Raw genomic sequence first — 22,630 nt, 5'->3', positions numbered from 1 at the left:
CCGCCGGTACCGACGCTCGAGATGGTGGCGGCCGCGGCCGGGGTGTCGCGCGCCACGGTGTCGCGCGTGGTGAACGCATCGCCGCGGGTCACCGAGAGCGTGGTGGCCGCCGTGAACGACGCCATCGCCCGCCTCAACTACGTGCCCAACCGAGCTGCCCGTTCGCTGGCCAGCCGGCGCACCCAGGTCATTGCGCTGGTGGTGCCAGAGACGACGGCCAAGCTGTTCAGCGACCCGTTCTTCGCCAGCGTCATCCAGGGCATCGCGATGGCGCTCGCCGACACCGACTTCACGCTCAACATGCTCATCTCCTCAGAGACCCGCTCGGAGAAGACCCGGCGGTACCTGCTCGGCGGCAACGTCGACGGGGCCATCGTGGTCTCGCACCACAGCGGGGATCACTCATATGCCCAGCTCGGCCAGTCGTTGCCCATCGTGTTCGGCGGTCGGCCGCTGCTCGCCTCGGAGAGCGGCAGCTATTTCGTCGACGTCGACAACGCGGCGGGGGCTGCGGTGGCCACTGAGCACCTCGCTTCGCGTGGCAGCCGGCACATCGCCACCATTGCGGGCCCGCAGGACATGCCGCCGGGCCTTGACCGACTTGCCGGCTGGCGGCACGCGCTGGCGCTCCGGGGGCTCGACGATTCACTCTGGGAGGTGGGCGACTTCACGCCCGAGTCGGGTGCCGAGGCCATGCGCCGCCTGCTGGCCCGCGGCAGACCCATCGACGGGCTATTCGCTGCGAACGATCAGATGGCCGCGGGAGCGTACTCGGTCATCCACGAGCACGGTTTGAGCATCCCGGGCGACATCAGGGTTGCGGGGTTCGACAACAACTACTTCGGCTCGACCGCGGTGCCGGCCCTCACCACTATCGACCAGCCGTCGGCAGAACTCGGGGCCAAGATGGCCGAGGTGCTGGTGAAGCTCATCGAGAGACAGTCGGTCGAGCGGGTGACGCTCATGTCGACGCGGCTCGTCGAGCGCGCGTCGACGGCGCCCTGACGATGAGTACGCCGACAATCACGATCGCGCCGCCGATCAGTTCGGTGAGCGTGGGGATCTCGCCCAGCCAGACGAATGCGATGAGCACTGCCACCGGGGGTACCAGGTAGAGCAATGATGTCGAAGTGACCACCGGCAGGTGCGCCACCGCGTACCCCCACAGAACGAAGCCGAGTGCCGATGGAAACAGGCCGAGGTAGAGCGCAGCGAACCGTGACGGCGTGTCGGAGGCCACGATCGCGGCCCAGCCGAGAGGCACGAACGGCAGGGTCATCACGGTGCCTGCCACCATGGCGTACGTCGCCACCTCGAGGCCCGAATACCGCTTCAAGAGCGGCCGGGTGAGCGGGTGGTAGATGCCCTGCACGACCATGGCTCCGACCACGATCCACACCGAAGCCGAGACGCTGAGGCCCGAGCGTGCGAGGCAGACGAGCAGCACACCGCCGATGGCAACGAGGCTGCCCACCACCTTCAGAACGCCCAGGCTCTCGCCGAACGCGGCAACCGCGATGGCGGCCGAGACCAGAGGCGCCGCGGCGACGATGATGCTCGCCGTGCCGGCCGGCACCTCGAGCTCACCCCAGTTCAGCAGCAGCTGGTAGGCGGTCATGCCGAAGAAGGCGCAGGCCACGATGAGCGGCAGGTCTCGGGGTCGGGGCAGCCGTACGCCGAGAAACGGCGAGACAGCCAGCAGGGCGAGGGCCGCGACCACGAGCCGGGCGAACGAGAGCCCGACGACCCCGAGTTGGGGAGCTGCGACCTGGATGGCAGGGAATGCGCTCGCCCACAGAACGACCACGGCGAGGCCGGAGAGGAGAACGCGGGGCGGTGCCATGTACTGAGTCTGGGGCATCCATTTGCAAACGTCTATTTACTTGTAGTTCGCTTCGGCGTAAGGATTGGTGTGTGTTAGATATCCGCAAGCTGACCATGCTGGCCGAACTCGACGAGCTCGGAACAATCGCTGCGGTGGCGCGTTCGCTGCGGCTGACGGCGCCGGGGATCTCGATGCAGCTTGCCGCCCTCGAGCGCGAGGTGGGTGTGAAACTCACTGAGCGGCAGGGTCGGCGCGTCGTCGTGACGCCGGCGGGCAGGCTGTTGTCGTGGCACGCGCGCGAGATCGGAGACAGGCTCGCGGTGGCCGAGAGCGAGGCCGTGGCGCTGCGGGAGGGGGCGGTGGGCACGTATCGGGTGGCCGCGTTTCCGACGGCGGCCCGGTCGTATGTGGCCGAGGCGTGGGCGGGGGTGCTGGGGCTGGGTGACGTGGTGGGTGCGGGTGCGGGTGGGGCAGCTGCGGCGGGTGCGCGCGGGCGCGGGCTCAGGCTCGGACTCAGGCTCACCGAACTGGAGCCAGGCCCGGCGTTGAAGGCCCTTGCCGCAGGTGAGGTCGAGGTGGCGGTCACGCACTCCTACTCGAACATGGCGCCGCGGGCGCAGCCCGGCCTGGTTGCGACCTCGTTGCTCGCCGAGCCCGTGCTGTTGGCGACGCGCGAAAGCGGGGCGATGGCTCAGGATGCCCGGTCGGCCGTTGACCTGGCCGACTTCGCCGACGCCGACTGGGTGCTTCCGCACCGCGAGTGGACGTGTTTTGAGATGGTGCAGCGCGCCTGCGGTCTGGCCGGGTTCGAGCCGCGCTGCATCGCCGAGGCCACCGACTACAGCGTGCAACTCGCCCTCGTAGCTGCCGGCGCGGGGGTGGCACTCGTTCCCCGATCGGGCGCGCTCCAGATGCCCGAAGGGGTTGTGTTGCGCCCGCTGAGTGTGCCCGTCACGCGGCATCATTTCGCGGTCATCCGGCGGGGGTCGATGGCCGACTCCGGGCTCGCGCGAGTGCTGCAGCTGCTGGGGTCGGCCGCGAAGAACGTGGGGGGCGACAGCGGCGCCGGAAGTTTTTCGGGCGCCGATCTCACGTTCGGGCATCCGGAAGCGTCTACCCAGTGATGAACACGAAAAAACCGTTCGAGAAGGTGGTGGCCGAGCACGGCCCCACGGTGTTGCGGGTGTGCCGGGCGGTGCTGGGCGAACACGACGCCGACGATGCCTGGTCTGAGACGTTCCTCGCCGCGATGCGGGCCTACCCCGAACTGCCGGCCGACGCGAACGTTCAGGCGTGGCTCGTGACGATCGCGCACCGCAAGGCGATCGACGTGACGCGGTTGCGCCTGCGCGCGGCGGTGCCGGTGGGGGATGTACCCGAGCGGGCGTCGACGCTCGGGGTTCCCGGTGCCCTCGACCATGAGCTGCAGGATGCCCTCGGCGGGCTGCCCGACAAGCAGCGTCGCGCGGTGGCTCTGCACTACCTCGGCGGGTTGGCGTACGCCGAGGTGGCCGAGCTGCTGGGTGGCACGGCGGATGCGTCGCGGCGGGCGGCGGCTGACGGAATGCGGGCGCTGCGGTTGGCCTATGCGATACCTGAGAGAACTGGAGCAGGGAAATGATGAGTGTGCTGACGTCTTCTTCTGAGGCCGAGGGTGAGGCCATCGTTCTGGCTTCGCTCGTCGAGGGCACCGCCCCCGCGGCCGACGACCTCGAGGCCCTGCATCGCCGCCTCGAACTCGCCGCCGACCGCGACCGGATGCTCGACCTCGCCTACACGACCGTCGACTCTCCCGTGGGTTCGCTGCTCCTGGCGGCGACCGAGAAAGGTCTGCTGCGGGTGGCGTTCGCCGTCGAAGACCACGACCGTGTGCTCGACGTGCTGGCCGCGACCGTGAGCGGGCGCATCCTGCGGGCTCCGCGCCGGCTCGACCGTGTGGCTTTCGAGCTCGACGAGTACTTCGCCAGGGGCAGGCGGTCGTTCGATGTGGCGCTCGACCTGTCGCTGTCGAGTGGGTTTCGGCAGGTGGTGCAGCGGCACCTGCCGCTGATCGCCTACGGGCACACGGAGACCTACAAACAGGTCGCCGAGGTGGTGGGCAACCCGCGGGCCGTGCGGGCGGTGGGGTCGGCGTGTGCGACGAATCCGCTGCCGATCGTGGTGCCGTGCCACCGGGTGCTGCGTACTGATGGCGGGCTGGGCGGGTACATCGGAGGGCTCGAAGCGAAGACGGCGCTGCTGGCGCTCGAGGGGGTGGGGGCGCGATGACATCGCTGTTCGAGCTGGGGGACTTCGGCGAGGTTGGCGGGCCTGAGACAGGGCCGCGCGAGGTGGCGCCGGGGGCGTGGCATCTGCCGGGGTGGTTGACGCTGGCGCAGCAGAACTGGGTGGCCGCGAGGTTCTCGGAGTGGGCATCCGGACCCGTGCCCCCGGCTGCCGCGAAAGTGCGCGGGCACGAGATGTCGGTCAAGACCGTGTGCCTCGGCTGGCACTGGCAGCCGTACCGGTACACGCGCGACGCCACGAATGTGAACGGGTCGCGGGTGTTGCCGTTTCCAGAGTGGATGCTGCAGCTGGGCCGCCGCGCACTCGTCGCCGCGACGGGTGACGCGCACGCTGGTGATGCGTATACGCCCGACACGGCGCTCGTGAACTTCTACGACGACGCCGCGCACATGGGCATGCACCAAGACAAAGATGAGCGTTCGCTTGCTCCTGTTGTGTCGCTGTCGGTGGGTGACAGTTGTCGTTTTCGGTTCGGCAACCCGGATGCCCGTACGAAGCCCTACGTCGACCTCACGCTCGCGTCGGGTGACCTGTTCGTGTTCGGCGGGGCGTCGCGGTTGGCGTTTCACGGGGTTACCCGCATGTTGCCCGGCACGGCGCCGGAGGGCTGCGGGTTGCCCTCGGGGCGCATCAACATCACGATGCGGGAGACGGGGTTGGGGTGAGGTGATCGGTGGCGGCGCCTGGTTGTTGCTCGCGGAGTGGAATTTGAGCTATATTCCCTGAATGACGAATTCTCAGAAGGCGCGGTTACTGAAGCCTGCCGTGATGGTTGGCGTGGCGGCGCTTGTGGTGCTCGGGGTGGCGGGGTCGGCCAGTGCGGCGACGAAGGGTGTGGTGACGGCGGTCATTCCTAACGGGGCGACGTCGATCGGTTCGGCTCCCCACTTCATGGCAGTGGATTCTGTTCACAATCGTGCATACGTCACGAACTATGGGAGCAATACCGTGTCAGTCATCGACACCACGGGTGCCGGTTCGACTGTGACCGGTTTGATCCCTCACGGGGTGACCTCCGGCATCGGCGTAAGTCCGTGGGGTGTCGCCGTAGACGAGGCTCACAACAGGGCCTACGTGTCTAATTCCTCCGATGGCATTGTGTCCGTGATCGACACGACGGGCGCAGGTACAAGCGTCTCGGCCGTAATCCCGAATGGCAGCGCGAGCATAGGCAGGGGCCCCGAAGCGATCGCTATCGACGCAGCACACAACCGTGCGTACGTTACCAACTTCTTTGACGGCACCGTCTCGGTTATTGACACGACCGGGCAGGGAACCACCGTTGCTGGAGTAATCACGCACGCTTCAGGCATCGGCGCAGAGCCCGGCGGGGTCGCTGTTGATGCAGCTCACAATCGTGCGTATGTGACCAATTACAGCGATGGCACCGTCTCCGTTCTCGATACCACGGGTGCCGGCACCACCGTTCTGGCAACAATTTCGAGAGGCGCCCCGGGCACTCCAGGCATTGGAAACGGTGCATGGGGAATCGCGGTCGACGGCGTGCATAGTCGGGCTTACGTGGCCAACAGTATTGACAACACGGTGTCGGTCATCGACACCACGGGAGCCGGCACCACTGTCATGGCGGTGATTCCGAACGGCGCGAATAGCATTGGCAGCCGTCCCACCAACGTCGCCATCGATGACGCGCAGGGGTTTGCGTATGTTTCGAATGATTTTGACGGAACCGTCTCTGTCATCGACACGTCGGGTAGCGGCGCAACCGTCAGATCGGTCGTTCTGCACGGAACGACGAGTGGCGCGATGGGTCTTGCCATCGACACGGCTCATCGGCGCACCTATGTTGCCAATGATGGCAGCGGAACGGTGTCGCTGTTCCAGGTGAACGTCAGTCCGACCTTCACGACGGCTCCGGGTGCGCTCGCCGGGGGAACGGTGGGAACGTCTTACGTGCCGCAGACGGTGGCGGCCACGGGGTTCCCTGCGCCGACGTTCAGCCTGTCGAGTGGAGCGTTGCCGCCGGGGCTGAAGATTGAGACGACGGGGGTGATTTCGGGTCAGCCGACGGCTGCAGGAACGTTCACGTTCGCGGTGGCCGCGAGCAATGGCGTCGATCCTGACGTGACAGAGACGTTCAGCATCACCATCGCGGCGGCCGCGACCACGACCACGACGCCCACGCCGACACCCGGCACGGGTGCGGCGGGCGGGGGAGCGACAGGCGGCGGAACTGGTGCTGGTGCTGGCGGCGGGGGTGGAGCATCCGGAACAGGGACCGGAGGCGGAAGCTCGAGCGGCTCGGCGTCGGCGCAGCTGGCACACACGGGTCTTGATGCGAGCGGGCTGGCTCCGGTGGGCGAGGGTGCTGCGGCGCTGATACTCGCGGGGGCTGCCGTGCTCGGTATGCGGCTGCGGCTGCGTACGCGTCGATCGAACGGCTGTTAGGCGCCGGGCCGCGAGGCCGGGTGAAAAGCGCCGAGCCGTAAGGCTGGTTGAGGAGCTTCGTAGCGCTCAGCATTCGAACGCTGCGAGACGGCCCGTTGCGGGCGAGGTGGCCTGTTCGGGCTGGCCACCTCGCCCGCGGCTGGTGGTATCGAGAGATCTGGTTGTCCTCGGCAACGGGCCAGCCGGGGCGGGGGTCAGCCCTCGTTGGAGGGGATGGTGGAGAGGTCGCCGAAGGTGATCTGTACCTCCGCGGTGTTGCTGGCGACGTTCACGGCGCTGTCGGTGGAGGCAGCGTCGAAGAGGAAGGTTCCGGGCTGGTTGGTCCAGACGCTGGTGATGGTGAGCGCGAGGGTGCAGTCGGCCTGCAGGTTGGTGGGGGTCGCGCCGCCACTTGCTGCCGCCGCCGGGGCCGCGATGGCGAGCGTGACGAGGGGCGTGCTCCACGCGGCCGCCCGAAGCACGGAACGCCTGGCGAGAAACTGGTCGGCACCACTATCGCTCATGAGGTCATCATGGCAGCGAACAGTGTGCGCAGCGAGCGTTCTACAACGCGTCGAGGCGGGCGGCCACGTCGGCCGGAAAGCCCCCGCTCGACACCGGACTCCACCGCGCAATCGTCACCCTGATCAGCGACTTGTTCTGCAGCACCATGGCCGCGCGGTACTCTGCCCAGTCGGGGTGCTCGCCGGAAATGCTGCGGAAGTACTCGACCAGACCATCGGCCGCCTCGGGCATGTTCAGCACCTCTGCGGTGCCGTCGACCTGGATCCAGGCCCCATCCCACTCGTCTGACAGCACGAGCACCGACACATGCTCGTCGCGCTCGGCGTTGCGCGTTTTCGCCCGGCCCGGGTAGGTGGAGATGACGATGCGCCCGTCTGGGTCGACCCCGCCCGAGACCGGCGACATCTGCGGGCGGCCGTCGGCACGCGTGGTGGCGATGAGCATCTTGTGCCGCGGTCGCACGAAGTCGAGCATGCCGTCGCGGTCGACGCTGGTGTTGGAGGAAATCGTTCGGGCCATGCCCTCACGCTACCGCGCCTCAGCGAACCCGCGCACCCGCGATCCACACCCCACGAATCGCGCGCGTCGCCGCAATGTCGACCGTGGGATCACCCTCGACGAGCACCAGGTCGGCCCGCAGCCCGGGCGTCACCGCCCCGCGATCACGGAGGTCGAACATCCGCGCCGGCAGCACGGTCGCCCCACGCAGCGCCTCGACCGGCGAGAGCCCCGCCTCGACGAGCAGCCCGAGTTCGTCGTGCAGCGACTCCCCGTGCGCGATGCCGAACGGCGACCCGGGCGCCGAGTTCGAGTCGGTTCCGACGAGCACCGCGACCCCGGCCTCGTGCAACGCCGTCACCGACGCCACCGCGTGCGCGAAGTCGACGACTCCGCGATGCGTCACGAGGTCACCGGATGCCCCGCCAGCCTTCTCCGCCACACCCCGCATCATCACAAGCGTCGGAACGCTGACCAGCCCTTTCGCCGCAACCTCGGTGACGAGCGCCGCGGGCAGCCCGGCATCGAGCGCAACGTGGGTGAGAACATCCACCCAGGCCGTCGCCGCCAGCTGGGCCGCAGCCACCGTGGTGACGTGCGCGTACGCCCGCAGGCGATTGGTGTGCGCGGCGATGACCAGCGCATCGATGGTCGGCCCGTCGAGCGCAGCCGCTCCCATCGCCGCCGGGTCTTCGGCGATGATCTTGATGTAGTCGACCCCATCGGCCACGCGCGCCGCCACGAACCGCTCGGCATCGCCCGGCCCGGTGACAACCGAGTCACGAGCGAACCCCATGCGCGTGGTCTGCATGCCACCCGGTGCCGACGCCGGCAGCCCCGCCGTGCGAATGGTCGGGGCATCCGGCACGGCCCGCAGCCCGGCGATCAGCTCCATCGACGGCGCACCCATGTCGAGCATGGTGGTCACTCCCCATGTGGATGCCCGCTCGAGGTCACCCGCCCCGAACAGGTGCACGTGCGAGTCGATGAGCCCCGGCATCAGCGTGCCGCCGCCCCCGTCGACGACCACGTCACCGTCGCCCTCACCACCCGCGTCGGCCGTCACCGACACGATCACCTCGCCGCCGATCACCACCGTGCTCAGTTCGCTCAGCCCGTCACCCGTGAACACCCGCACGTTCACGATCGTCGTCACGCCCGAACCCACAACAGCACCCCATTCCGAATCGGCACCCACGCCCGCAGCCCTCAGCGCTCGGTCAACTGCAGCACGGCCTCTTCGGCCGCCACCCACGCGAGCATCGCGCACTTCACGCGCGCGATGTACCGCGAGGTTCCGCCGAGCACCACCGCGTCGCCGAGCAGCTCTTCGTCGGGCTCGATGGTGCCCTTCGACCGCATGGCCACGCGAAACGCGTCGATTCGCTCGGTCAGCCCGGCAACGGGCAGCCCGGGCACGAGGTCTGACAGCAGTGACGCCGACGCCTGCGAGATAGCGCAGCCGTGCCCTTCCCAGCCGAGGGAGGTGATGACCCCCGTAACCTCGTCGAGGTGCAGTTGCAGTGTGATCTCGTCACCGCACGTGGGGTTCAGCTGGTGCGACTGCGCGTCGGCCGCCGCAGCCAGGCCGAAACCGTGGCGCTCGCGGGCGTGGTCGAGAATGACCTGCTGATACAGGCCCTGCAGCTCGGTCGAGCTCATGCGTGTGCTCCAAAGAACGTGACGGTCTCGGCGACTCCGGCGAGAAACTCGTCGACCTCGTCGGTGGTGGTGTAGAGATACGTGCTCGCCCGCGTCGTCGACACAACGCCGAACCGGCGGTGCAGCGGCTGCGCGCAGTGGTGTCCGACCCGCACCGCGATGCCCCGATCATCCAGAAACTGGCCCACATCATGCGAATGGATGCCCGCCACATCGAAACTCGCCAGCCCCACCCGTTCGTGGCCGACACCCGGCCCGAGCACCCGCACCCCGTCGATGGCAGCCAGCCCTTCGACGAGCCGCCGCCCCAGCTCTGCTTCGTGGGCCGCGATGCGCCCCAGCCCCACCGCGGTGAGGTAGTCGACGGCGGCGCCGAGCGCGATCGACTGCGACACCTTCTGCGTGCCCGCCTCGAAGCGTTGCGGTGCGGGCAGGTATTCGGCGCCCTGCATGGTGACCGTGGTGATCATCGAGCCACCGGTGAGAAAGGGCGGCAGCGCGTTCAGTAGTTCGCGGCGGCCGTAGAGAACGCCGATTCCGGTGGGCGCGAGCATCTTGTGGCCCGAGAACACGGCGAAGTCGACGCCCAGCGAGACGACGTCGAGCGAAAGGTGCGGGGCAGACTGGCACGCGTCGAGCAGCACCAGGGCGCCCACGGCGTGCGCGAGCCCCACGAGCTCGGCGACCGGGTTGATGGTGCCGAGCACGTTCGACACGTGCGTGAACGCGAGCACTTTGGTGCGCGAGCCGATGATCGCCGCCGCCTCGTCGAGCCGCAGGGTACCGTCGTCGGCGAGCGGAATGTAGCGCAGCGTCGCACCCGTGCGCGCCGCGAGTTCCTGCCAGGGCAGCAGGTTCGCGTGGTGTTCCATCTCGGTGACGACGATCTCGTCGCCCTCGCCGAGCGCGAACCGCGCAGCAGCAGCGCCCCCGCGGCCGAGGCTCGCGTTGCCCATCGCGTAGGCGACGAGGTTGATGCCTTCGGTGGCGTTCGACGTCCACACGATCTCGTCGTCACGGGCCCCCACGAAGCGGGCGACCGTCGTGCGGGCGTCTTCGAACCGTTCGGTCGCGAGCGCCGCGAGCGTGTGCGCCCCACGGTGCACGGCCGCGTTCTCGTGCAGGTAGTACTCGCGCTCGGCGTCGAGCACGCTCAGCGGTTTCTGGCTCGTGGCGCCCGAGTCGAGGTAGACGAGTGGATGCCCGTTGACCCGTTCACCGAGCACCGGAAAGTCGAGTCGCAACCGGTCGACCTCAGCCGGGCTGAGCGAGTCGACGAGTGAAGTGGTGGTCATAGACCGATCCTCTTTTCTTTCGCCTTTTCATCCTAGGCGCGCCTGCTGCACACGCGGCGTGTGTGACAGGCGCCGGCGCAGTGTCCGGGGTGGCTGCGCAGCGCTGCTGAGTTCAGTCGAGCGCGTCGGCTGTCGGGTCGGGCGCAGTTGCATCATCCAGGGCCGATCCGCCGATGGGCTGGCCGTCCCAGTACGTCGTGACCCACCCCGCGTCGGGCGAGCCTTCGAGCACAACCACGGCCGTGTTCGAGAGTTCGTGCGCGCGGCTGAAGTCGGCATCGATGTTGGCCGACGCGAACGAACTCCAGGCCCGAATGGCGGCGCCGTGGCTCACCACCGCGACGGTCGCGGTTTCTGGATGCCCGGCCGCCGCTTCCCCGATGGCAGCCCCGTACCGCCCGTAGAACTCGTGGCCGTCTTCGCCGCCCGGAATCCGCCCATCGAAGCTCTGCCACCACGAGAAGATCGTGCCCATGTACTGGTGAATCGCCTCGGTGTCGGTGCGCGACTCAAGCGACCCGGCCGAGATCTCCTGCAGCCCGTCGAGCTGGCGCACTTCGAGCCCACGGGCGTTCGCGAGCGGAGCCGCGGTCTCGTGCGTGCGCTTCATGCTCGACACGTAGATCGCATCGATGGGCTGAGACGACAGCGCCTCGGGCACGGCAGCCGCCTGGCGCCGGCCCAGTTCGGTGAGCCCGGGCCCCGGGATCACCGTTCCGAGGGCCCCGTTCACGTTGTCGATGGTCTGGCCGTGGCGTATGAGAAGAAGTCGCATCCCTCCCAGCCTACGTGCTCGAGCAGGTGGTGCCAGAGCTCAGCTGTCGTTCTCGCCCGAGCTGAATTCTCCTGCAGCAATCGCATCGGCGTAGGTTCGGATGTCGGGGCCGGGCTCGAAGTCGATGAAGCGGTCTTTCAGCCATGCGAACAGGGCCGAATAGACCTCGTCTGACGGCTGCCCCGCCCTCTCCTCACCCATTCCCCTCCCGTCCCCCTCCCGTCCCCGATCGACTCGACGAGAAATGGGTGGGTGGGGTAGGTAAGGTGAGGTGAGGTGCGGCTCAGGCGGGGCCGTGGGGCGGAGGCACGAGCCGCCGCCAGGCGGTGACGAGCATCTCGGTGAGCAGCTGGCTGCGGCTTGCGATCTCGCCGTTGCGGCGAGCGACCGAGCGCAGGTCGGCCACGCTGCCGCGCACGGTGAGGGCCTCAGCTTCGATCCACGCCTCGAGTGACACAGCGCGCCCCACATATTCGCCGTCGATCTCGAAATCCTGCGGGGCGTCGACGCTCACCGAGACGCTTGCTGCGCGACTGTGCTGAACGAACTCGCCCATGACGGGTTCGGCGCCGGTGGCCGCGGCCCGGGCATCCGCGCGCCGAGGCAGCGCCGCCGTGTTGGTGCGTACGAACCAGCCGATGGCCGCGTGCCAGCCGCGTGCACCGCGGGGCCGCAGCAGCACCACGTCGAGCTCGCCGTCGTCGATGAGTGCGCCGGGGATCATCCGGATGCCCGCCGGCAGCACCCCCGCATTGCCGATCACGAGCGTGTGCGCCGTACCCACGGCCGCGCGGCCGCCGTCGAGCGTGTAACTCAAGCCGAATTGGCGGTTGCGCGTGAACGATTGCACGATCGCCGCGATGTACCCCACCCAGCCGAAAGCGCTTTTGCCGCGCGAGCTGGTGTTCGCCACCATCTGCGCGTCGACACCCATGCCCGTCATCACCAGGAACGCGGCGCTCACCGTCTCACCACCCTGAAGCAGGGCATCGACCCGCCCCACATCGACGGTTCGCAGCTCGTCGCTGAACGCGGCCAGCAGCGCACGCCGAGGGCTGCCGAGCGGAAGGCCGAGGGCGCGCGCGAAGAGGTTCGTCGTTCCCACCGGCAGGATGCCGAGCGGCACCTGCTGGTGCCGCAGAGCCTGAGCGACCGCACTCACTGTGCCGTCACCGCCCGCGGCAATCACCACATCGGGCGACGCCTGCAGCAGCCGGAGCGCCTGGCCCTCACCGGCGTCGTCGACCGTGGTAGCGGCCCAGAAGCTCGGGCCCCACGACAGCTCTGCCTCCACCGATTCGACCAGCGACCGCAGCCGCCGAACATCGACCTTCGTGGGGTTGTAGACGATGGCGGCGCGCGGTCGCGGTAACGCGGGGGGAGTCATGAGTGGGAGCCGGTCAGCGACAGGTCAGCAGGAGGGGAGCGGGATGCAGTCGGAAGAAAGGCGGTAGCAGGCGCGTCGCCGGGTCAGGCGGTGATGCCGCTGGAGTCGAGCGAGTTCGCCACAATGGTCAGGCCCTTCAGGCCCGGCATCTTGGCGATGTGTGCGTCGATGGCGTTGATGGCCTTACGGCCTTCGGGGCCGCCGAAGATGTGGCCCATCACGTGCTTGACCTCGGTCTGATCCATGATGGTCGACCCCACCGGGCCCCAGAACTTGCCGAGAGCGAAGCGAGCGAACTTCTGCGCGAACACGCTCTTACCGAGGCGTTCGCGGGCCTGCGTGGCATAGAACGCCACGTGGCGTGCCTCCTGCATGGCGATGCGCTTCAGCAGTTCAGCCAGAACGGGGTGGCCTTCGATCTCGGCGAGACGCTTGTAGGCGGCGACGGCCGACCACTCGTTCGCGGCGCCCCAGATCATGTGCACGGCGATGAAGTCTTTGCCCACGAGGTTCGACAGAACCGACTGCTTCACCGGGTCGATGCGGTCTTTCCAGCCGAGCTTCAGTCTCTTCGACTTGAGTTCGTCGAACTCGAGGGTGATGTCGTGCATGCGCAGCACGTCTGCCAGGGCTTCGCCGTGCCAGAACTCTTCACGGTTCCACATGGTCATGAAGCCGGTCACATCGGTGTCGCGGTGCGACGGGGTGACGAGCATGTCACGCATGTAGCAGACGGTGTGATATTCGACATCCGCCATATAGCGAATGACGCGCAGGGTGTCGTCGGGCAGGGGATTGGTTTTGAAGGTCTCGAAATCGAGGTCTTCCCACGCGACGTTCTTTGACGTTTTGGTGTAGTTGTCGATGTCGAAGGCCATGAGCGTTTGAGGGCGTCGCCAGCGGCGAAACGCGTCTCATCCTCCTGTTTCTCTACGGGCCAGAGTGTTCTGACGAACGGTCTATACGTATTCTGCTGTGATTTGCTGAAAATTTGCACAAGTCAAGACAACCTGCACCATCGTGCAGGTACTTCGACGAGCGACTACTTGTCGACCCAGACCCGCCGCCGGGTCTCGGGCCGGGGTGCTGTGGCCCCCCAGATGCGTCGCCAGTGCGCCGCCGCGGGGGAGTTCTGTTCGTCTGTCGGCAGGGAATTCTCCGCTTCTGAACGAAGTGCGCCGTACCAGCCACTGCTCTCTTCGGCGAGGCCGAGGGTAATGGCCTTGACGATCTTCGCTGTGACAGAAGTTGATTCGTCGCCGGCATCGATCTGGATTGGTCGCCCGAACGTCACCGTCACCACGGGGCGGCCCGCCTCGGGCGTGCGTCGCCACGGTGGCAGCGCGCGAAAGGTGCCCCCGAGCGTCACCGGCACGAGCGTGACCCCGGTCTGGATGCCCAGCTGTGCGGCCCCCCGATCGAACTGCGTCAGCGAGCCGTCGTCTGAGCGGGTCTTCTCGGCGAACAGCACCACGCTGACACCGCGCCCGAGCAGCTCGGTGAGGCGCGCACCCGAGCGCAGCCGCAGCAGCTTCTCGGCCACCCCGGCCGCCCCGATCGCGGGCTGAACGCCCACCACGACGGTGCGGATCGCGCTGTGGCGTTCGCGGCCGACACCGGCCCGGGGCGCGCCCGCCAGTGCCTGCTGGATGAGCGGGGCATCCAGCTCGCTCGGATGGTTCGCCACGAAGATGAACGGCCCCGGCAGCTCGGCGATGTACTCGAGCCCCCGGATGACCGGCTTCACCCCGAGGCGCAGGCTGAGTGCGCTCACCATCAGCTGACCTCGGAGAGGCTCACGGGAGCGCCGTGCACGTACGTGATCGACGGGTCGAGGCCCACCGAGTCTGAGGCCATCTCGAGCGCATCGGCCAGCGTCGAAGCGGCTTTGAACCCCATACGACGGGTGGAGGCGTGGTCGCCGCCCACGAAGATGACGTCGCCCAGGTGCTCGATGGCGGGCGCCGCCGAGTACCAGGCGTGAAACGGGTGCAGCGCGTGGTGCGCGTAGCTTGTCTGGTAGAGGTGCCGATACCACGTGTCTTCGGCGAACTTCTCTTCGTACTCGGCCGCGATGACGCCCGGGTCGGTGCTCTGGCTCAGCACTTCGGCGAAGAAGTCGCTGTAGGCGGGGTGGTAGAGCGGGTGGAACCACGGCGTCAGCGGGTGGTAGATGATCGCTGTTCCGCCGCGGCGCACCACGGGGTCGGCGGTGGGGCCGTGAAAGACCTGCCCGAGGGCGAGGGTCGCTGCGGTCACCGGGTTCAGTGCGGTGCCCACCTGGCCGGGGTTCGGAATACCGAAGATGGCCACGTCGGCCGCCTGGTCGACCTGGCCCAGCTGCTGCTGCGCGAGAAATGACTGGGTGATCGGATGCACAGAACTGGGCTTGCCCGCCACCACGCTGGTCACACCGAAGCCCACGCCCGCCACCTGGGCGAGCCCGAGCCTGGCGCGCGACGGCAGTACGCGCGTAGCGGCCTGCAGCCCGGCTGAGAGCGCACGCTCGGCGAGGGTCCACTCGCGTTCGCGCTTGCTGAGAAATGCGGTGACCGGGCCGGTCGGCTCGGGCGTCAGCGTCACATCGATGGTGAAGACCTGGGCGGTGCCGCCCACAGCGTTGACGAGGTTCTCGAACGGGTCGAGACCGGGGGCAGTGGCCTGGGCCGAAACCAGGGCGCGCGAGGTGCGGGCGCCGGCCAGCTTCGTGGCCACCGAGGCGGCGCCCTCGTTGCCCACGGCGGTGGCGAGGCGCACCGAGATGACCAGATCGCTCGAGACGACACGGCCGTTCACCTCGAGGGGGGTGCCGTCGGGCATGCGGCCCACCTCCACGAGGTTTGCGGCGTCTTCGGCGTCATGGCTCTGCAGGTGATCGGGGTAGAACGAGGCGAACACGCGCTCGCCCACGAGGCGTTGCAGGTCGTTCGCGGTGAGGCGGCGGCGAAGGCCGGTGGCGGCGATCAGTTCGAGGTCGTCGACCCCGGCGGCGGCGGCCCGCTCGAGTACGTGTTCGATGACGCGCTGCCGAACATCCGGGGCCGTACGGCTCGTGACCGGCTGCGAGAGGTCTTCGAACACCACGGTGACCCGCGAGCCGCGTTTCAGCAGGGCGGCGAGTGGTTCGCTGTCGACCGGCGAGTTCAGCGCCTTCTCGATTTCGGCGTCGAGCGACCGGATGCCCGCCAGAGGCTCAGGCGGGTACAGCACATTCGTGCCCGTTGGCATGCGCTCGAGCAGTACTTTCTCGCCCTGGAATACAACGAGAGGAGGTGTCTGGGCGTCGACACTCAGAACGAAGCCGGGTCTGCTCATGAATTGGTCTCTTTCGCGCTGGGCACTGCCGTGCTCGGGTTCTGTGCTGAGGGCTGTGCGGGCTGTGCGGGTACTGGCGGTGCAGACAGCCGTGCGGGCAGCCGGGGAGCCCGCAGCAGTTCGCTCACGGTGTCGATGCGGCTGTGGTTGTGGTCTGTCCACTGGTGAATGCGCCAGTGTTTGGTGCTCGCGTGCGAGAACAGCGCCGCGTCGGGGTTGACGGCCTGAGGGTTACCCACGAGTTCGAGCCAGGCGCGGTCGGCATGGCTGTCGCCGTACGCGTACGACTTCGAGAGGTCGATGCCTTCGCGTTCGGCGTAGAGGCGCAACCAGGCTGCGCGGGCCTCGTCGACGAGCGGGGGCTTCGAGAGATAGCCGGTCCAGATGCCGTTCTGCGAGTGCATCGTGCTGGCGACGACCTCGTCGAAAAGCGAGCTGAACGGTTCGGCGAGCACGTCGATCGCGCCGGTGACCAGAATCGTGCGGTGGCCGGCCTCTTTGTGCTTGCGAATCTGGCGGATGGCCTCGGGCCGCATGCGCTGCAGCAGAACGTCGCCCACGGTGTCGTGGATGAGCTCCCGAAGGGCCGCCTCATCGACGCCCTCGTAGCGGCGCACGAAGGTGCGGATGAACTCGCCACGGTCGCGGCGGTCGGCCGCCAGGTAACGGGGGAGCGAACTCACCAGGTTCGCGATCTCGCCCGGCCATTTCGACTTGTCGAGGCTCGCGAGCCGCACCCAGAGGTACTGCTCGATGACGTTCGACGCGAGCACGGTGCCCTCGAGGTCGAAGATGGCTGCGGCATTCTCGTTGTGCGGCAGCGGCTTCTCGCCGCGGGCCTTGGCCCGGGGGCGCGAGCTGAAGGTGCGCATCAGGGTCGTGACGGCCGGGAAGTGCACCTCCTGCAGATAGTGGTCCCAGTCGATCTCGGTGGCGTCGAAGCCGAATCGTTCGCGCTCACCGGCCGGCAGCGTGTTGTTCAGCGCCGCCGTCTTGCTGTCGTCGTAGATGATCTCGGCCTGCGTGTAGTTCTGGTACAGGTCGCTGTAGGCGCGCAGCAGATCGAGGTCACTCTGCCGGGCAGAGGCGGCCCGCTGCAGGTTGCGGGTGGTCGCGGTCGAGGGCAGGCGCAGCAGCGTGCGCTGCAGCAGCTTGTTCGTGCGCTCGCCGGTGCGCAACGTGCGATTGATGGCGCGGGGGCCAGGGAAGGCCCAGTAGGGCGCACGGATGTGGCCGCCCTGGTCATCCGGAATCGGGTTGGCCCGAAAGTACTTGAGCACGTTCTCGTAGATGTCGCGAAAGGTCAGCGGATTGCGGCCACCCGAGCTGAGGTGGTAGTACTGCGGGTCGCCGACGGCCGGCGGGTTCGCTGAGACGCCGAGCGTGGCGTTCACCACGATGTCGACAGGGATGATGTCGAGGATGCTGTCGGGCAGGCCCGGAAACTCGGGCACCAGGCCACGGCCGTAGGCGATGATCAGCGGGTCGGCGACCTTGAAGCCGTCGATCCAGCCGGGAAACGGATGCCGCAGGGCGCTCTCGATGATGGCTGGTCGAACCACAGACAACCGGTGCCCGTTGCCGGCCCACAGCTGCTCGGCGACGCGCTCGCTCATCGACTTCGTGAACGAGTACACGTCGGCCCAGCCGACACTCTGCGCACGGATTCGCCCGTAGTCGACGAGACGCTTCGTCACCCACTCGCTCCGGCCAACCTCGGCGGCGACGGCCACAGCGTGCGGGCCCACCTTGCCGTTGTCGAGGCGCGCCTGGGCGATCAGTTTGCGGAGCACCTCGGGCCGGCGGGAGGATGCCTCGACCTGGGCGCGGGCGGCCACGGCCGCCTCCATCTCGGTGCGCCAGTCGATGGTGTGGTTGAGACTGGCCTCGACGGCGGTGCCTTTGTTGATGCCGCCGACGTACGCCGTCGACACGTGCACCACGTGCGGGTCACTACCGGTGCGGAGCAGGGCTTCGTAGAGCCCGACGGCTCCGCCCACGTTGGTCTTGAAGGCTTCATCGATGGGCGGGTCGAACGACACGGTCGACGCGCTGTGGATGAGCACGTCGAGGTCGTCGGGCAGCGATGCCACCGACCCCATGCTCGATTCGACGACGGAGATGCGCTCGGTCATCGAGCGGTCGACCTCGTCTTGCCCCACGCGCTCGCGCCACTTCGAGAAGACGGGTTTACGCAGCAGGCTCTTCAGGCGCGCCTGGCCGGTGAGCGACCCCTTCGGCCTGATCAGCAGCGTCATGCGCGTGCTGGGGTAGTCGGCAAGCAGCTTCTCGAGAATGGCCTGGCCCACAAAGCCGGTCGCCCCGGTGAGCATGATGTGCTGCCCTTCGAGGGGTGAGAAGTCGCCGAGCGGCGAGCCCACGAGCTCGCTCACGCGGTGGCCTTCGTGTGGTCGGCCGTGACCAGCCGAACACCGAGGCGCCGCGCCTGGCGCTTCATCAGATCGAGGCCGGCGAGGCCGGGCAACGTGTCGACGACGCGGTCGACGCCCAGGGCGTCAGCGCGCCCGGAGGCATCGCCGAACAGGTAGGTCATCATGAATCGCGTCTCCTGGGTTGGTTGTTCGCTGGTACCCGTCGGCGCCCACGATTTTCGAAGCGACGACCGTGTGAGCTTTCGAGCCGACACCGATTCTTCCAGTCTGCGGAGCGTTTCGCCTTCGAAAAAGCGTAAATGACGCTCGCGCAGCACCTGAAACCGGCCGAGAATCTCGGTGAGGGCGACGTTCGGGTCTTTCTTGATGATCTGGCTGTAGGCCGCCCGGTTCACCAGCTCGTCGATGTACGAGCGCGTCACGGTACCCGCGATGACGTCTTCGCCGATGAGATTCGCCCGAATGGCGGTGATGATGGGCGAGATTCGGTCAGCGAACTCCCGCACGAATCGCACCACGGCCAGGCGCGCCCGGTTCTTCGCCGGAACGAAGTTCTCGTGCGCTTTCAGAATGCGGTCGTAGGCGTCGGCGATCCAGTACTTCTCGAACGCCCACGTTGCAAGAAACGCGGTGAGGCGCGCATCTTTGTGCGAGGGGGTGACGAGCACGTCGCGCATGTGGTGCATGGTGAACTGCTCGAGATCGCGCAGATACGCCAGTGCACGCAGGGTCGCGGGTTTCAACGGATGCTCGGCGAAGGCCCCGAGCGGCAGGGTCGCCTCGTGGCTTCCGGCCGCCGTTCGGGTGTATTCGCGAATGTCGAAGTCTCCTCCGCCGGTCGGCGCCGAGATGCGTGGGGTCACGGGGTGGGTCGAATCAGTCATGCAGCCCTCCAGGGCCGATCGGGGCGGCGGTAGTTCGGCGTGAACTTACACGGTTGTTCGTCGCCGTGTCGTATCGTGATTGCCATGGTTACGGCAATGGTCACAGGCGGCACTTCAGGCATCGGGGCGGCGTTCGCGCGCGCACTGGCGAAACGGGGTGACAGTCTCGTGCTCGTGGCCCGCGACCAGGCTCGGCTCGACGAGACGGCGTCGTCGCTCGCCACCGAGTTCGGCATCGCCGTCGAGACGGTCTCTGCCGACCTGTCGAACCGCGACGACGTGGTGCGCGTTGCCGCGCTGCTCGAGCGCGAGACCAACCCCATCGAGATTCTGGTGAACAACGCCGGCTTCGGCGTGCACACGGCTCTGCTGGCGATCGACACCACTCCGCACGAACGGGCGTTCGACGTGATGTGCCGCACGGTGCTCATGCTGGGCGCTTCGGCGGGCCGCACCATGCGTACCAGGGGCGCGGGCACCATCATCAACGTGTCGAGTACTTCGGGATACATCACCATGGGCAGCTACTCGGCGATCAAGGCCTGGGTGACCTCGTACACCGAGGGCCTGGCGGTGGAGCTTCGGGGCAGCGGGGTGCAGGTCACGGCGCTCTGCCCCGGCTGGGTGCACACCGAGTTCCATTCCCGTGCGGGCATACGAGAGTCGTCGATCCCGGGGTTTCTGTGGATCGACGTCGACAGGCTGGTCGATGACGCTCTCAGGGATGCGGAAAAGGGCAAGGTCATCTCCATTCCGTCTGCGCGGTTCAAATTTCTGATGTTCTTCGCACGTCATCTGCCGCGCACCACGATCCGTGCCATCTCGGGGCGCATCTCGTCGAGTCGCTCCCACTAGTGCCGACTTTTCGCTAGTCGATAGTATCGCTACGGTCTGCGTTTCGGTTCCGCCGGGAGTTTGAGTACGCTGGGCAGGTGGAGTTCGGCAATCGCTATACCTCACGGGCCCAAGCAGGAGCCCGTTTCGTGGCTCAGCGCCTGCTGCTGAAGCCCGTCATCTGGTCGATGGTGCGTGTGCACATCAGTAATCGCAAGCTGGTCAACGAGGTGCACGGGGCCTACATCGTGGTGGCGAACCATTCGAGCCACCTCGACGCCCCTCTCATTCTCGGGGCCATGCCCAGCCGGTTGTCGCGGTATCTCGCGGCTGCCGCAGCGGCCGACTACTTCTTCGACGTGTGGTGGCGAAAGGGCCTCACCGCCCTCTTCTTCAACGCCTTCCCGGTCGACCGCAGCGCCAACTCGCGCTCGAACGGCTTCACCGGCAAGCTGCTGAAGCGCGGTGTTCCGCTGCTGGTGTTCCCCGAGGGAACCCGGTCGAAAGACGGCACCATCGCGCCCTTCAAGGCGGGTGCGGCGGCGCTCTGCATCAAGGCGGGCATTCCGTGCATCCCGATCGCCCTGGTGGGTGCCACCGAGGCGATGCCGCGCGGGCGCAACTGGCCGGTACCCGGCCGCCCCGATGTCTACGTCGAATTCGGCCGCCCCTTGCGGGCCGCCGAGGGCGAGAGCGTCGACAGCTTCAACGATCGCATCGAAACGGTCATCCGTTCGATGCACGCCGAGCAGAAGGCCATCGCCGACGCTGCTCGAGCCGAACGAACCGGTACGAACGTGCACGATCACCCCACACTCGGCGAGGCCGACGAACACCGCGAAGGAGCCGCATGACCGACGTCAAGCACATGAAATGGTGGGGCTGGGGCGTTGAAGGTGTGGGTTTCCACCACGAAGACAAGCCCGGTTTCGCGCCCTTCGTCGTCAACGCCGTGGGTATCGACGTGTGGAAGGAGCCGGTGCCGCCCATCGACTTCGCCGAAGTGAATGTGCCCGAAAGCGTCGCGTCTGACGAGTTCTTCGCGGCACTGACCACCATCGTGGGGCCCGAGTACGCCACCACGGACGGCCTCGAGCGCGTCGTGCACACGTACGGCAAGAGCATCCGCGACCTCATCCGGCTGCGCGACAACGTTCTGCCCCGCGTTCCCGACGTGGTGGTCTACCCGGCCGACGAGAGCGCAGTGCAGCGCATCATGGCGCTCGCCGTGGCCGAAGACGCGGTCATCATTCCGTTCGGCGGCGGCAGTAACATCGTGGGCAGCCTCGAGCCCGTTCCCACCGAGACCCGCACGATCATCTCGCTCGACATGGGCCGCATGTCACGCGTGCTCGACATCGACGAGTACTCGAACCTCGCCACCATTCAGGCCGGCGTGCTCGGGCCCGACATGGAAGAGCAGCTGAACGCGCGCGGCTGGACACTCGGTCACTTCCCCGACAGCTTCACGCACTCCACCCTCGGCGGCTGGATCGCCACCCGCTCGTCGGGTATGCAGAGCGACAAGTACGGCGACATCGCCGACATGACCAAGGGCCTCCGCGTAGTTCAGCCGGGCAAGCTGCTGGTCGTTCGCCCCATCCCCGCTTCGGCCACCGGCCCCAGCGTGCGTGAGGCGATTCTCGGCAGCGAAGGTCGCCTGGGCATCATCACCGAAGCGACCGTTCAGGTGCACCGGCTGCCCGCCAAGCGCGAAGTGCTCGGCTATCTCTTCAAGAACTGGGATTCGGCGCTCGCTGCCATGCACGACATCGCCACGAGCGATGCTGCTCCCTCGATCACCCGGGTATCGGATGCCCGCGAGACCGCTTTCTCGTTCTCGACCTCGAAGGCGAGCCACGGCATCAGCGGCCAAGTGCAGAAGGCGCTCTTCGCCTTTCTGCAGAAGCGCGGCTGGAACCTCGACGAGGTGTGCCTGTCGTTCATCGGGTACGAGGGCACCGCGTCGAACGTGTCGCACCAGAAGTCGGTCGTGGGCGACGTGCTGAAGAAGCACGGCGCCATCACGCTCGGCAAGGGCCCCGGCGCGCTCTACGACCAGAAGAAGTTCGACACCCCGTACCTCCGCGACTTCCTGCTCGATCGCGGTGCCGCGGCCGACGTGTCAGAGACCGCAGCGCCGTGGGCGAAGCTCAAGCCGCTCTACGACAACGTGTTCGCCGCCGCCAACAAGGCGTATGCCGAAATCGGCATGAAGGGGTGGATCATGTGCCACCTCTCGCACTCGATGCACTCGGGAGCCTGCCTCTACTTCACCTTCGCGTTCACGCACGACGGCGTCGACCCGATCGCGCAGTACGACGTAGTGAAGTCGGCCATCCAGCAGGCCTTCATCGACAACGGCGGAACCCTCTCGCACCACCACAGCGTGGGTGTTGAGCACGCTCGCTGGATCGAAGACGACATCTCGACCGCAGGCGCCGACCTCGTGCAGGGAATGTTCACCACGGTCGACCCCGGCAAGAACCTGAACCCGGGCAAGATTCTGACGCGGGAGTGATTTGGGCACGAGCGTGATGCCGGGGCCGTGCGCGGCCCCGGG

Annotated in this window: 23 protein-coding genes; 9 read left to right on the top strand and 14 right to left on the bottom strand. The window is 67.5% G+C overall.

What is annotated here, in order from left to right:
• Positions 1-21: 21 nt before the first annotated feature.
• A complete protein-coding gene (locus D4765_RS05750) occupies positions 22-1,005 on the top strand; it encodes a LacI family DNA-binding transcriptional regulator (protein ID WP_136641359.1) in 984 nt (327 codons plus the stop codon).
• On the opposite strand, the gene D4765_RS05745 is transcribed toward D4765_RS05750, so the two are convergent.
• Complete coding sequence (locus D4765_RS05745) at positions 962-1,843, bottom strand: DMT family transporter (RefSeq protein ID WP_136641286.1); 882 nt, start codon at positions 1,841-1,843, stop codon at positions 962-964. The genes D4765_RS05750 and D4765_RS05745 overlap by 44 nt on opposite strands.
• Before the next feature lie 71 nt (positions 1,844-1,914).
• Between D4765_RS05745 and D4765_RS05740 the strand changes: the two genes are divergently transcribed.
• The 5 genes from D4765_RS05740 to D4765_RS19130 all read left to right on the top strand — a co-directional run bounded on the left by D4765_RS05740 (position 1,915) and on the right by D4765_RS19130 (position 6,520).
• A complete protein-coding gene (locus D4765_RS05740; RefSeq protein ID WP_201799234.1) occupies positions 1,915-2,949 on the top strand; it encodes a LysR family transcriptional regulator in 1,035 nt (344 codons plus the stop codon).
• On the top strand, positions 2,949-3,446 hold the full coding sequence (locus tag D4765_RS05735; RefSeq protein ID WP_136641285.1) for an RNA polymerase sigma factor: 498 nt from the start codon (positions 2,949-2,951) through the stop codon (positions 3,444-3,446). Before D4765_RS05740 ends, D4765_RS05735 begins: the two co-directional genes overlap by 1 nt.
• Entirely contained in the window at positions 3,443-4,093 is a 651-nt protein-coding gene (locus D4765_RS05730) for a methylated-DNA--[protein]-cysteine S-methyltransferase (RefSeq protein ID WP_237280280.1), read from the top strand. The genes D4765_RS05735 and D4765_RS05730 overlap by 4 nt, the downstream gene beginning before the upstream one ends.
• The gene (locus D4765_RS05725) at positions 4,090-4,776 is read left to right on the top strand and encodes an alpha-ketoglutarate-dependent dioxygenase AlkB family protein (protein WP_136641284.1); all 687 of its coding nucleotides are present in this window, start codon (positions 4,090-4,092) and stop codon (positions 4,774-4,776) included. The genes D4765_RS05730 and D4765_RS05725 overlap by 4 nt, the downstream gene beginning before the upstream one ends.
• Before the next feature lie 61 nt (positions 4,777-4,837).
• Complete coding sequence (locus tag D4765_RS19130; protein WP_161580366.1) at positions 4,838-6,520, top strand: beta-propeller fold lactonase family protein; 1,683 nt, start codon at positions 4,838-4,840, stop codon at positions 6,518-6,520.
• A 194-nt stretch (positions 6,521-6,714) separates the two neighbouring features.
• Here the strand turns inward: D4765_RS19130 and D4765_RS05715 are convergent, their stop codons facing one another.
• From D4765_RS05715 to D4765_RS05660, 13 genes are all read right to left on the bottom strand, one after another.
• The gene (locus D4765_RS05715; RefSeq protein ID WP_136641282.1) at positions 6,715-7,023 is read right to left on the bottom strand and encodes a hypothetical protein; all 309 of its coding nucleotides are present in this window, start codon (positions 7,021-7,023) and stop codon (positions 6,715-6,717) included.
• 40 nt (positions 7,024-7,063) lie between these two features.
• Complete coding sequence (locus tag D4765_RS05710) at positions 7,064-7,543, bottom strand: PPOX class F420-dependent oxidoreductase (protein ID WP_136641281.1); 480 nt, start codon at positions 7,541-7,543, stop codon at positions 7,064-7,066.
• Positions 7,544-7,562: 19 nt separating this feature from the next.
• Positions 7,563-8,720 (bottom strand): amidohydrolase family protein, encoded by a 1,158-nt coding sequence (locus D4765_RS05705; protein ID WP_237280279.1) that lies wholly within the window; start codon positions 8,718-8,720, stop codon positions 7,563-7,565.
• Positions 8,721-8,731: 11 nt separating this feature from the next.
• The gene (sufU, locus tag D4765_RS05700; protein ID WP_136641280.1) at positions 8,732-9,184 is read right to left on the bottom strand and encodes a Fe-S cluster assembly sulfur transfer protein SufU; all 453 of its coding nucleotides are present in this window, start codon (positions 9,182-9,184) and stop codon (positions 8,732-8,734) included.
• Entirely contained in the window at positions 9,181-10,479 is a 1,299-nt protein-coding gene (locus D4765_RS05695; protein WP_136641279.1) for an aminotransferase class V-fold PLP-dependent enzyme, read from the bottom strand. The genes sufU and D4765_RS05695 overlap by 4 nt, the downstream gene beginning before the upstream one ends.
• 112 nt (positions 10,480-10,591) lie before the next feature.
• Positions 10,592-11,254 (bottom strand): histidine phosphatase family protein, encoded by a 663-nt coding sequence (locus D4765_RS05690; RefSeq protein WP_136641278.1) that lies wholly within the window; start codon positions 11,252-11,254, stop codon positions 10,592-10,594.
• Positions 11,255-11,293: 39 nt separating this feature from the next.
• A complete protein-coding gene (locus D4765_RS19125; RefSeq protein WP_161580365.1) occupies positions 11,294-11,455 on the bottom strand; it encodes a hypothetical protein in 162 nt (53 codons plus the stop codon).
• Between the two features lie 82 nt (positions 11,456-11,537).
• On the bottom strand, positions 11,538-12,641 hold the full coding sequence (locus D4765_RS05685; RefSeq protein WP_136641277.1) for a diacylglycerol/lipid kinase family protein: 1,104 nt from the start codon (positions 12,639-12,641) through the stop codon (positions 11,538-11,540).
• 83 nt (positions 12,642-12,724) lie between these two features.
• Positions 12,725-13,519: a ferritin family protein gene (locus tag D4765_RS05680; RefSeq protein ID WP_136641276.1), complete on the bottom strand. Its 795-nt coding sequence runs from the start codon at positions 13,517-13,519 to the stop codon at positions 12,725-12,727.
• Between the two features lie 164 nt (positions 13,520-13,683).
• Complete coding sequence (locus tag D4765_RS05675; RefSeq protein ID WP_136641275.1) at positions 13,684-14,418, bottom strand: lysophospholipid acyltransferase family protein; 735 nt, start codon at positions 14,416-14,418, stop codon at positions 13,684-13,686.
• Complete coding sequence (locus D4765_RS05670) at positions 14,418-15,956, bottom strand: lactate racemase domain-containing protein (RefSeq protein WP_136641274.1); 1,539 nt, start codon at positions 15,954-15,956, stop codon at positions 14,418-14,420. Before D4765_RS05670 ends, D4765_RS05675 begins: the two co-directional genes overlap by 1 nt.
• A complete protein-coding gene (locus D4765_RS05665; protein ID WP_338054623.1) occupies positions 15,953-18,349 on the bottom strand; it encodes an HAD-IB family hydrolase in 2,397 nt (798 codons plus the stop codon). Before D4765_RS05665 ends, D4765_RS05670 begins: the two co-directional genes overlap by 4 nt.
• Positions 18,346-19,233, bottom strand: a complete 888-nt coding sequence (locus tag D4765_RS05660; protein WP_136641273.1) for a hypothetical protein — start codon at positions 19,231-19,233, stop codon at positions 18,346-18,348. Before D4765_RS05660 ends, D4765_RS05665 begins: the two co-directional genes overlap by 4 nt.
• An 84-nt stretch (positions 19,234-19,317) precedes the next feature.
• On the opposite strand from D4765_RS05660, the gene D4765_RS05655 reads away from it, so the two are divergent.
• From D4765_RS05655 to D4765_RS05645, 3 genes are all read left to right on the top strand, one after another.
• A complete protein-coding gene (locus D4765_RS05655) occupies positions 19,318-20,088 on the top strand; it encodes an SDR family NAD(P)-dependent oxidoreductase (protein WP_136641272.1) in 771 nt (256 codons plus the stop codon).
• A gap of 128 nt (positions 20,089-20,216) precedes the next feature.
• Positions 20,217-20,921 (top strand): lysophospholipid acyltransferase family protein, encoded by a 705-nt coding sequence (locus D4765_RS05650; RefSeq protein WP_237280278.1) that lies wholly within the window; start codon positions 20,217-20,219, stop codon positions 20,919-20,921.
• A complete protein-coding gene (locus D4765_RS05645; protein ID WP_136641271.1) occupies positions 20,918-22,588 on the top strand; it encodes an FAD-binding oxidoreductase in 1,671 nt (556 codons plus the stop codon). The genes D4765_RS05650 and D4765_RS05645 overlap by 4 nt, the downstream gene beginning before the upstream one ends.
• Positions 22,589-22,630 lie beyond the last annotated feature (42 nt).

It is taken from the genome of Subtercola vilae, assembly GCF_004923255.1.
Classification (GTDB): Bacteria; Actinomycetota; Actinomycetes; order Actinomycetales; family Microbacteriaceae; genus Subtercola; species Subtercola vilae.
Note: the sequence above shows the minus strand (reverse complement) of the source record. Positions and strands in the feature narration are given on the sequence as shown.

What these genes read in the sequence shown, in the direction of transcription:
- D4765_RS19130 (WP_161580366.1), top strand. Translation starts at nt 4,838, where the DNA reads ATGACGAATTCTCAGAAGGCGCGGTTACTGAAGCCTGCCGTGATGGTT.
- D4765_RS05655 (WP_136641272.1), top strand. Translation starts at nt 19,318, where the DNA reads ATGGTTACGGCAATGGTCACAGGCGGCACTTCAGGCATCGGGGCGGCG.
- D4765_RS05710 (WP_136641281.1), bottom strand. Translation starts at nt 7,543, where the DNA reads ATGGCCCGAACGATTTCCTCCAACACCAGCGTCGACCGCGACGGCATG.
- D4765_RS05745 (WP_136641286.1), bottom strand. Translation starts at nt 1,843, where the DNA reads ATGGCACCGCCCCGCGTTCTCCTCTCCGGCCTCGCCGTGGTCGTTCTG.
- D4765_RS05685 (WP_136641277.1), bottom strand. Translation starts at nt 12,641, where the DNA reads ATGACTCCCCCCGCGTTACCGCGACCGCGCGCCGCCATCGTCTACAAC.
- D4765_RS05670 (WP_136641274.1), bottom strand. Translation starts at nt 15,956, where the DNA reads ATGAGCAGACCCGGCTTCGTTCTGAGTGTCGACGCCCAGACACCTCCT.
- D4765_RS05715 (WP_136641282.1), bottom strand. Translation starts at nt 7,023, where the DNA reads ATGAGCGATAGTGGTGCCGACCAGTTTCTCGCCAGGCGTTCCGTGCTT.
- D4765_RS05725 (WP_136641284.1), top strand. Translation starts at nt 4,090, where the DNA reads ATGACATCGCTGTTCGAGCTGGGGGACTTCGGCGAGGTTGGCGGGCCT.
- D4765_RS05645 (WP_136641271.1), top strand. Translation starts at nt 20,918, where the DNA reads ATGACCGACGTCAAGCACATGAAATGGTGGGGCTGGGGCGTTGAAGGT.
- D4765_RS05750 (WP_136641359.1), top strand. Translation starts at nt 22, where the DNA reads ATGGTGGCGGCCGCGGCCGGGGTGTCGCGCGCCACGGTGTCGCGCGTG.
- D4765_RS19125 (WP_161580365.1), bottom strand. Translation starts at nt 11,455, where the DNA reads ATGGGTGAGGAGAGGGCGGGGCAGCCGTCAGACGAGGTCTATTCGGCC.
- D4765_RS05730 (WP_237280280.1), top strand. Translation starts at nt 3,443, where the DNA reads ATGATGAGTGTGCTGACGTCTTCTTCTGAGGCCGAGGGTGAGGCCATC.
- D4765_RS05675 (WP_136641275.1), bottom strand. Translation starts at nt 14,418, where the DNA reads ATGGTGAGCGCACTCAGCCTGCGCCTCGGGGTGAAGCCGGTCATCCGG.
- sufU (WP_136641280.1), bottom strand. Translation starts at nt 9,184, where the DNA reads ATGAGCTCGACCGAGCTGCAGGGCCTGTATCAGCAGGTCATTCTCGAC.
- D4765_RS05680 (WP_136641276.1), bottom strand. Translation starts at nt 13,519, where the DNA reads ATGGCCTTCGACATCGACAACTACACCAAAACGTCAAAGAACGTCGCG.
- D4765_RS05660 (WP_136641273.1), bottom strand. Translation starts at nt 19,233, where the DNA reads ATGACTGATTCGACCCACCCCGTGACCCCACGCATCTCGGCGCCGACC.
- D4765_RS05690 (WP_136641278.1), bottom strand. Translation starts at nt 11,254, where the DNA reads ATGCGACTTCTTCTCATACGCCACGGCCAGACCATCGACAACGTGAAC.
- D4765_RS05735 (WP_136641285.1), top strand. Translation starts at nt 2,949, where the DNA reads ATGAACACGAAAAAACCGTTCGAGAAGGTGGTGGCCGAGCACGGCCCC.
- D4765_RS05695 (WP_136641279.1), bottom strand. Translation starts at nt 10,479, where the DNA reads ATGACCACCACTTCACTCGTCGACTCGCTCAGCCCGGCTGAGGTCGAC.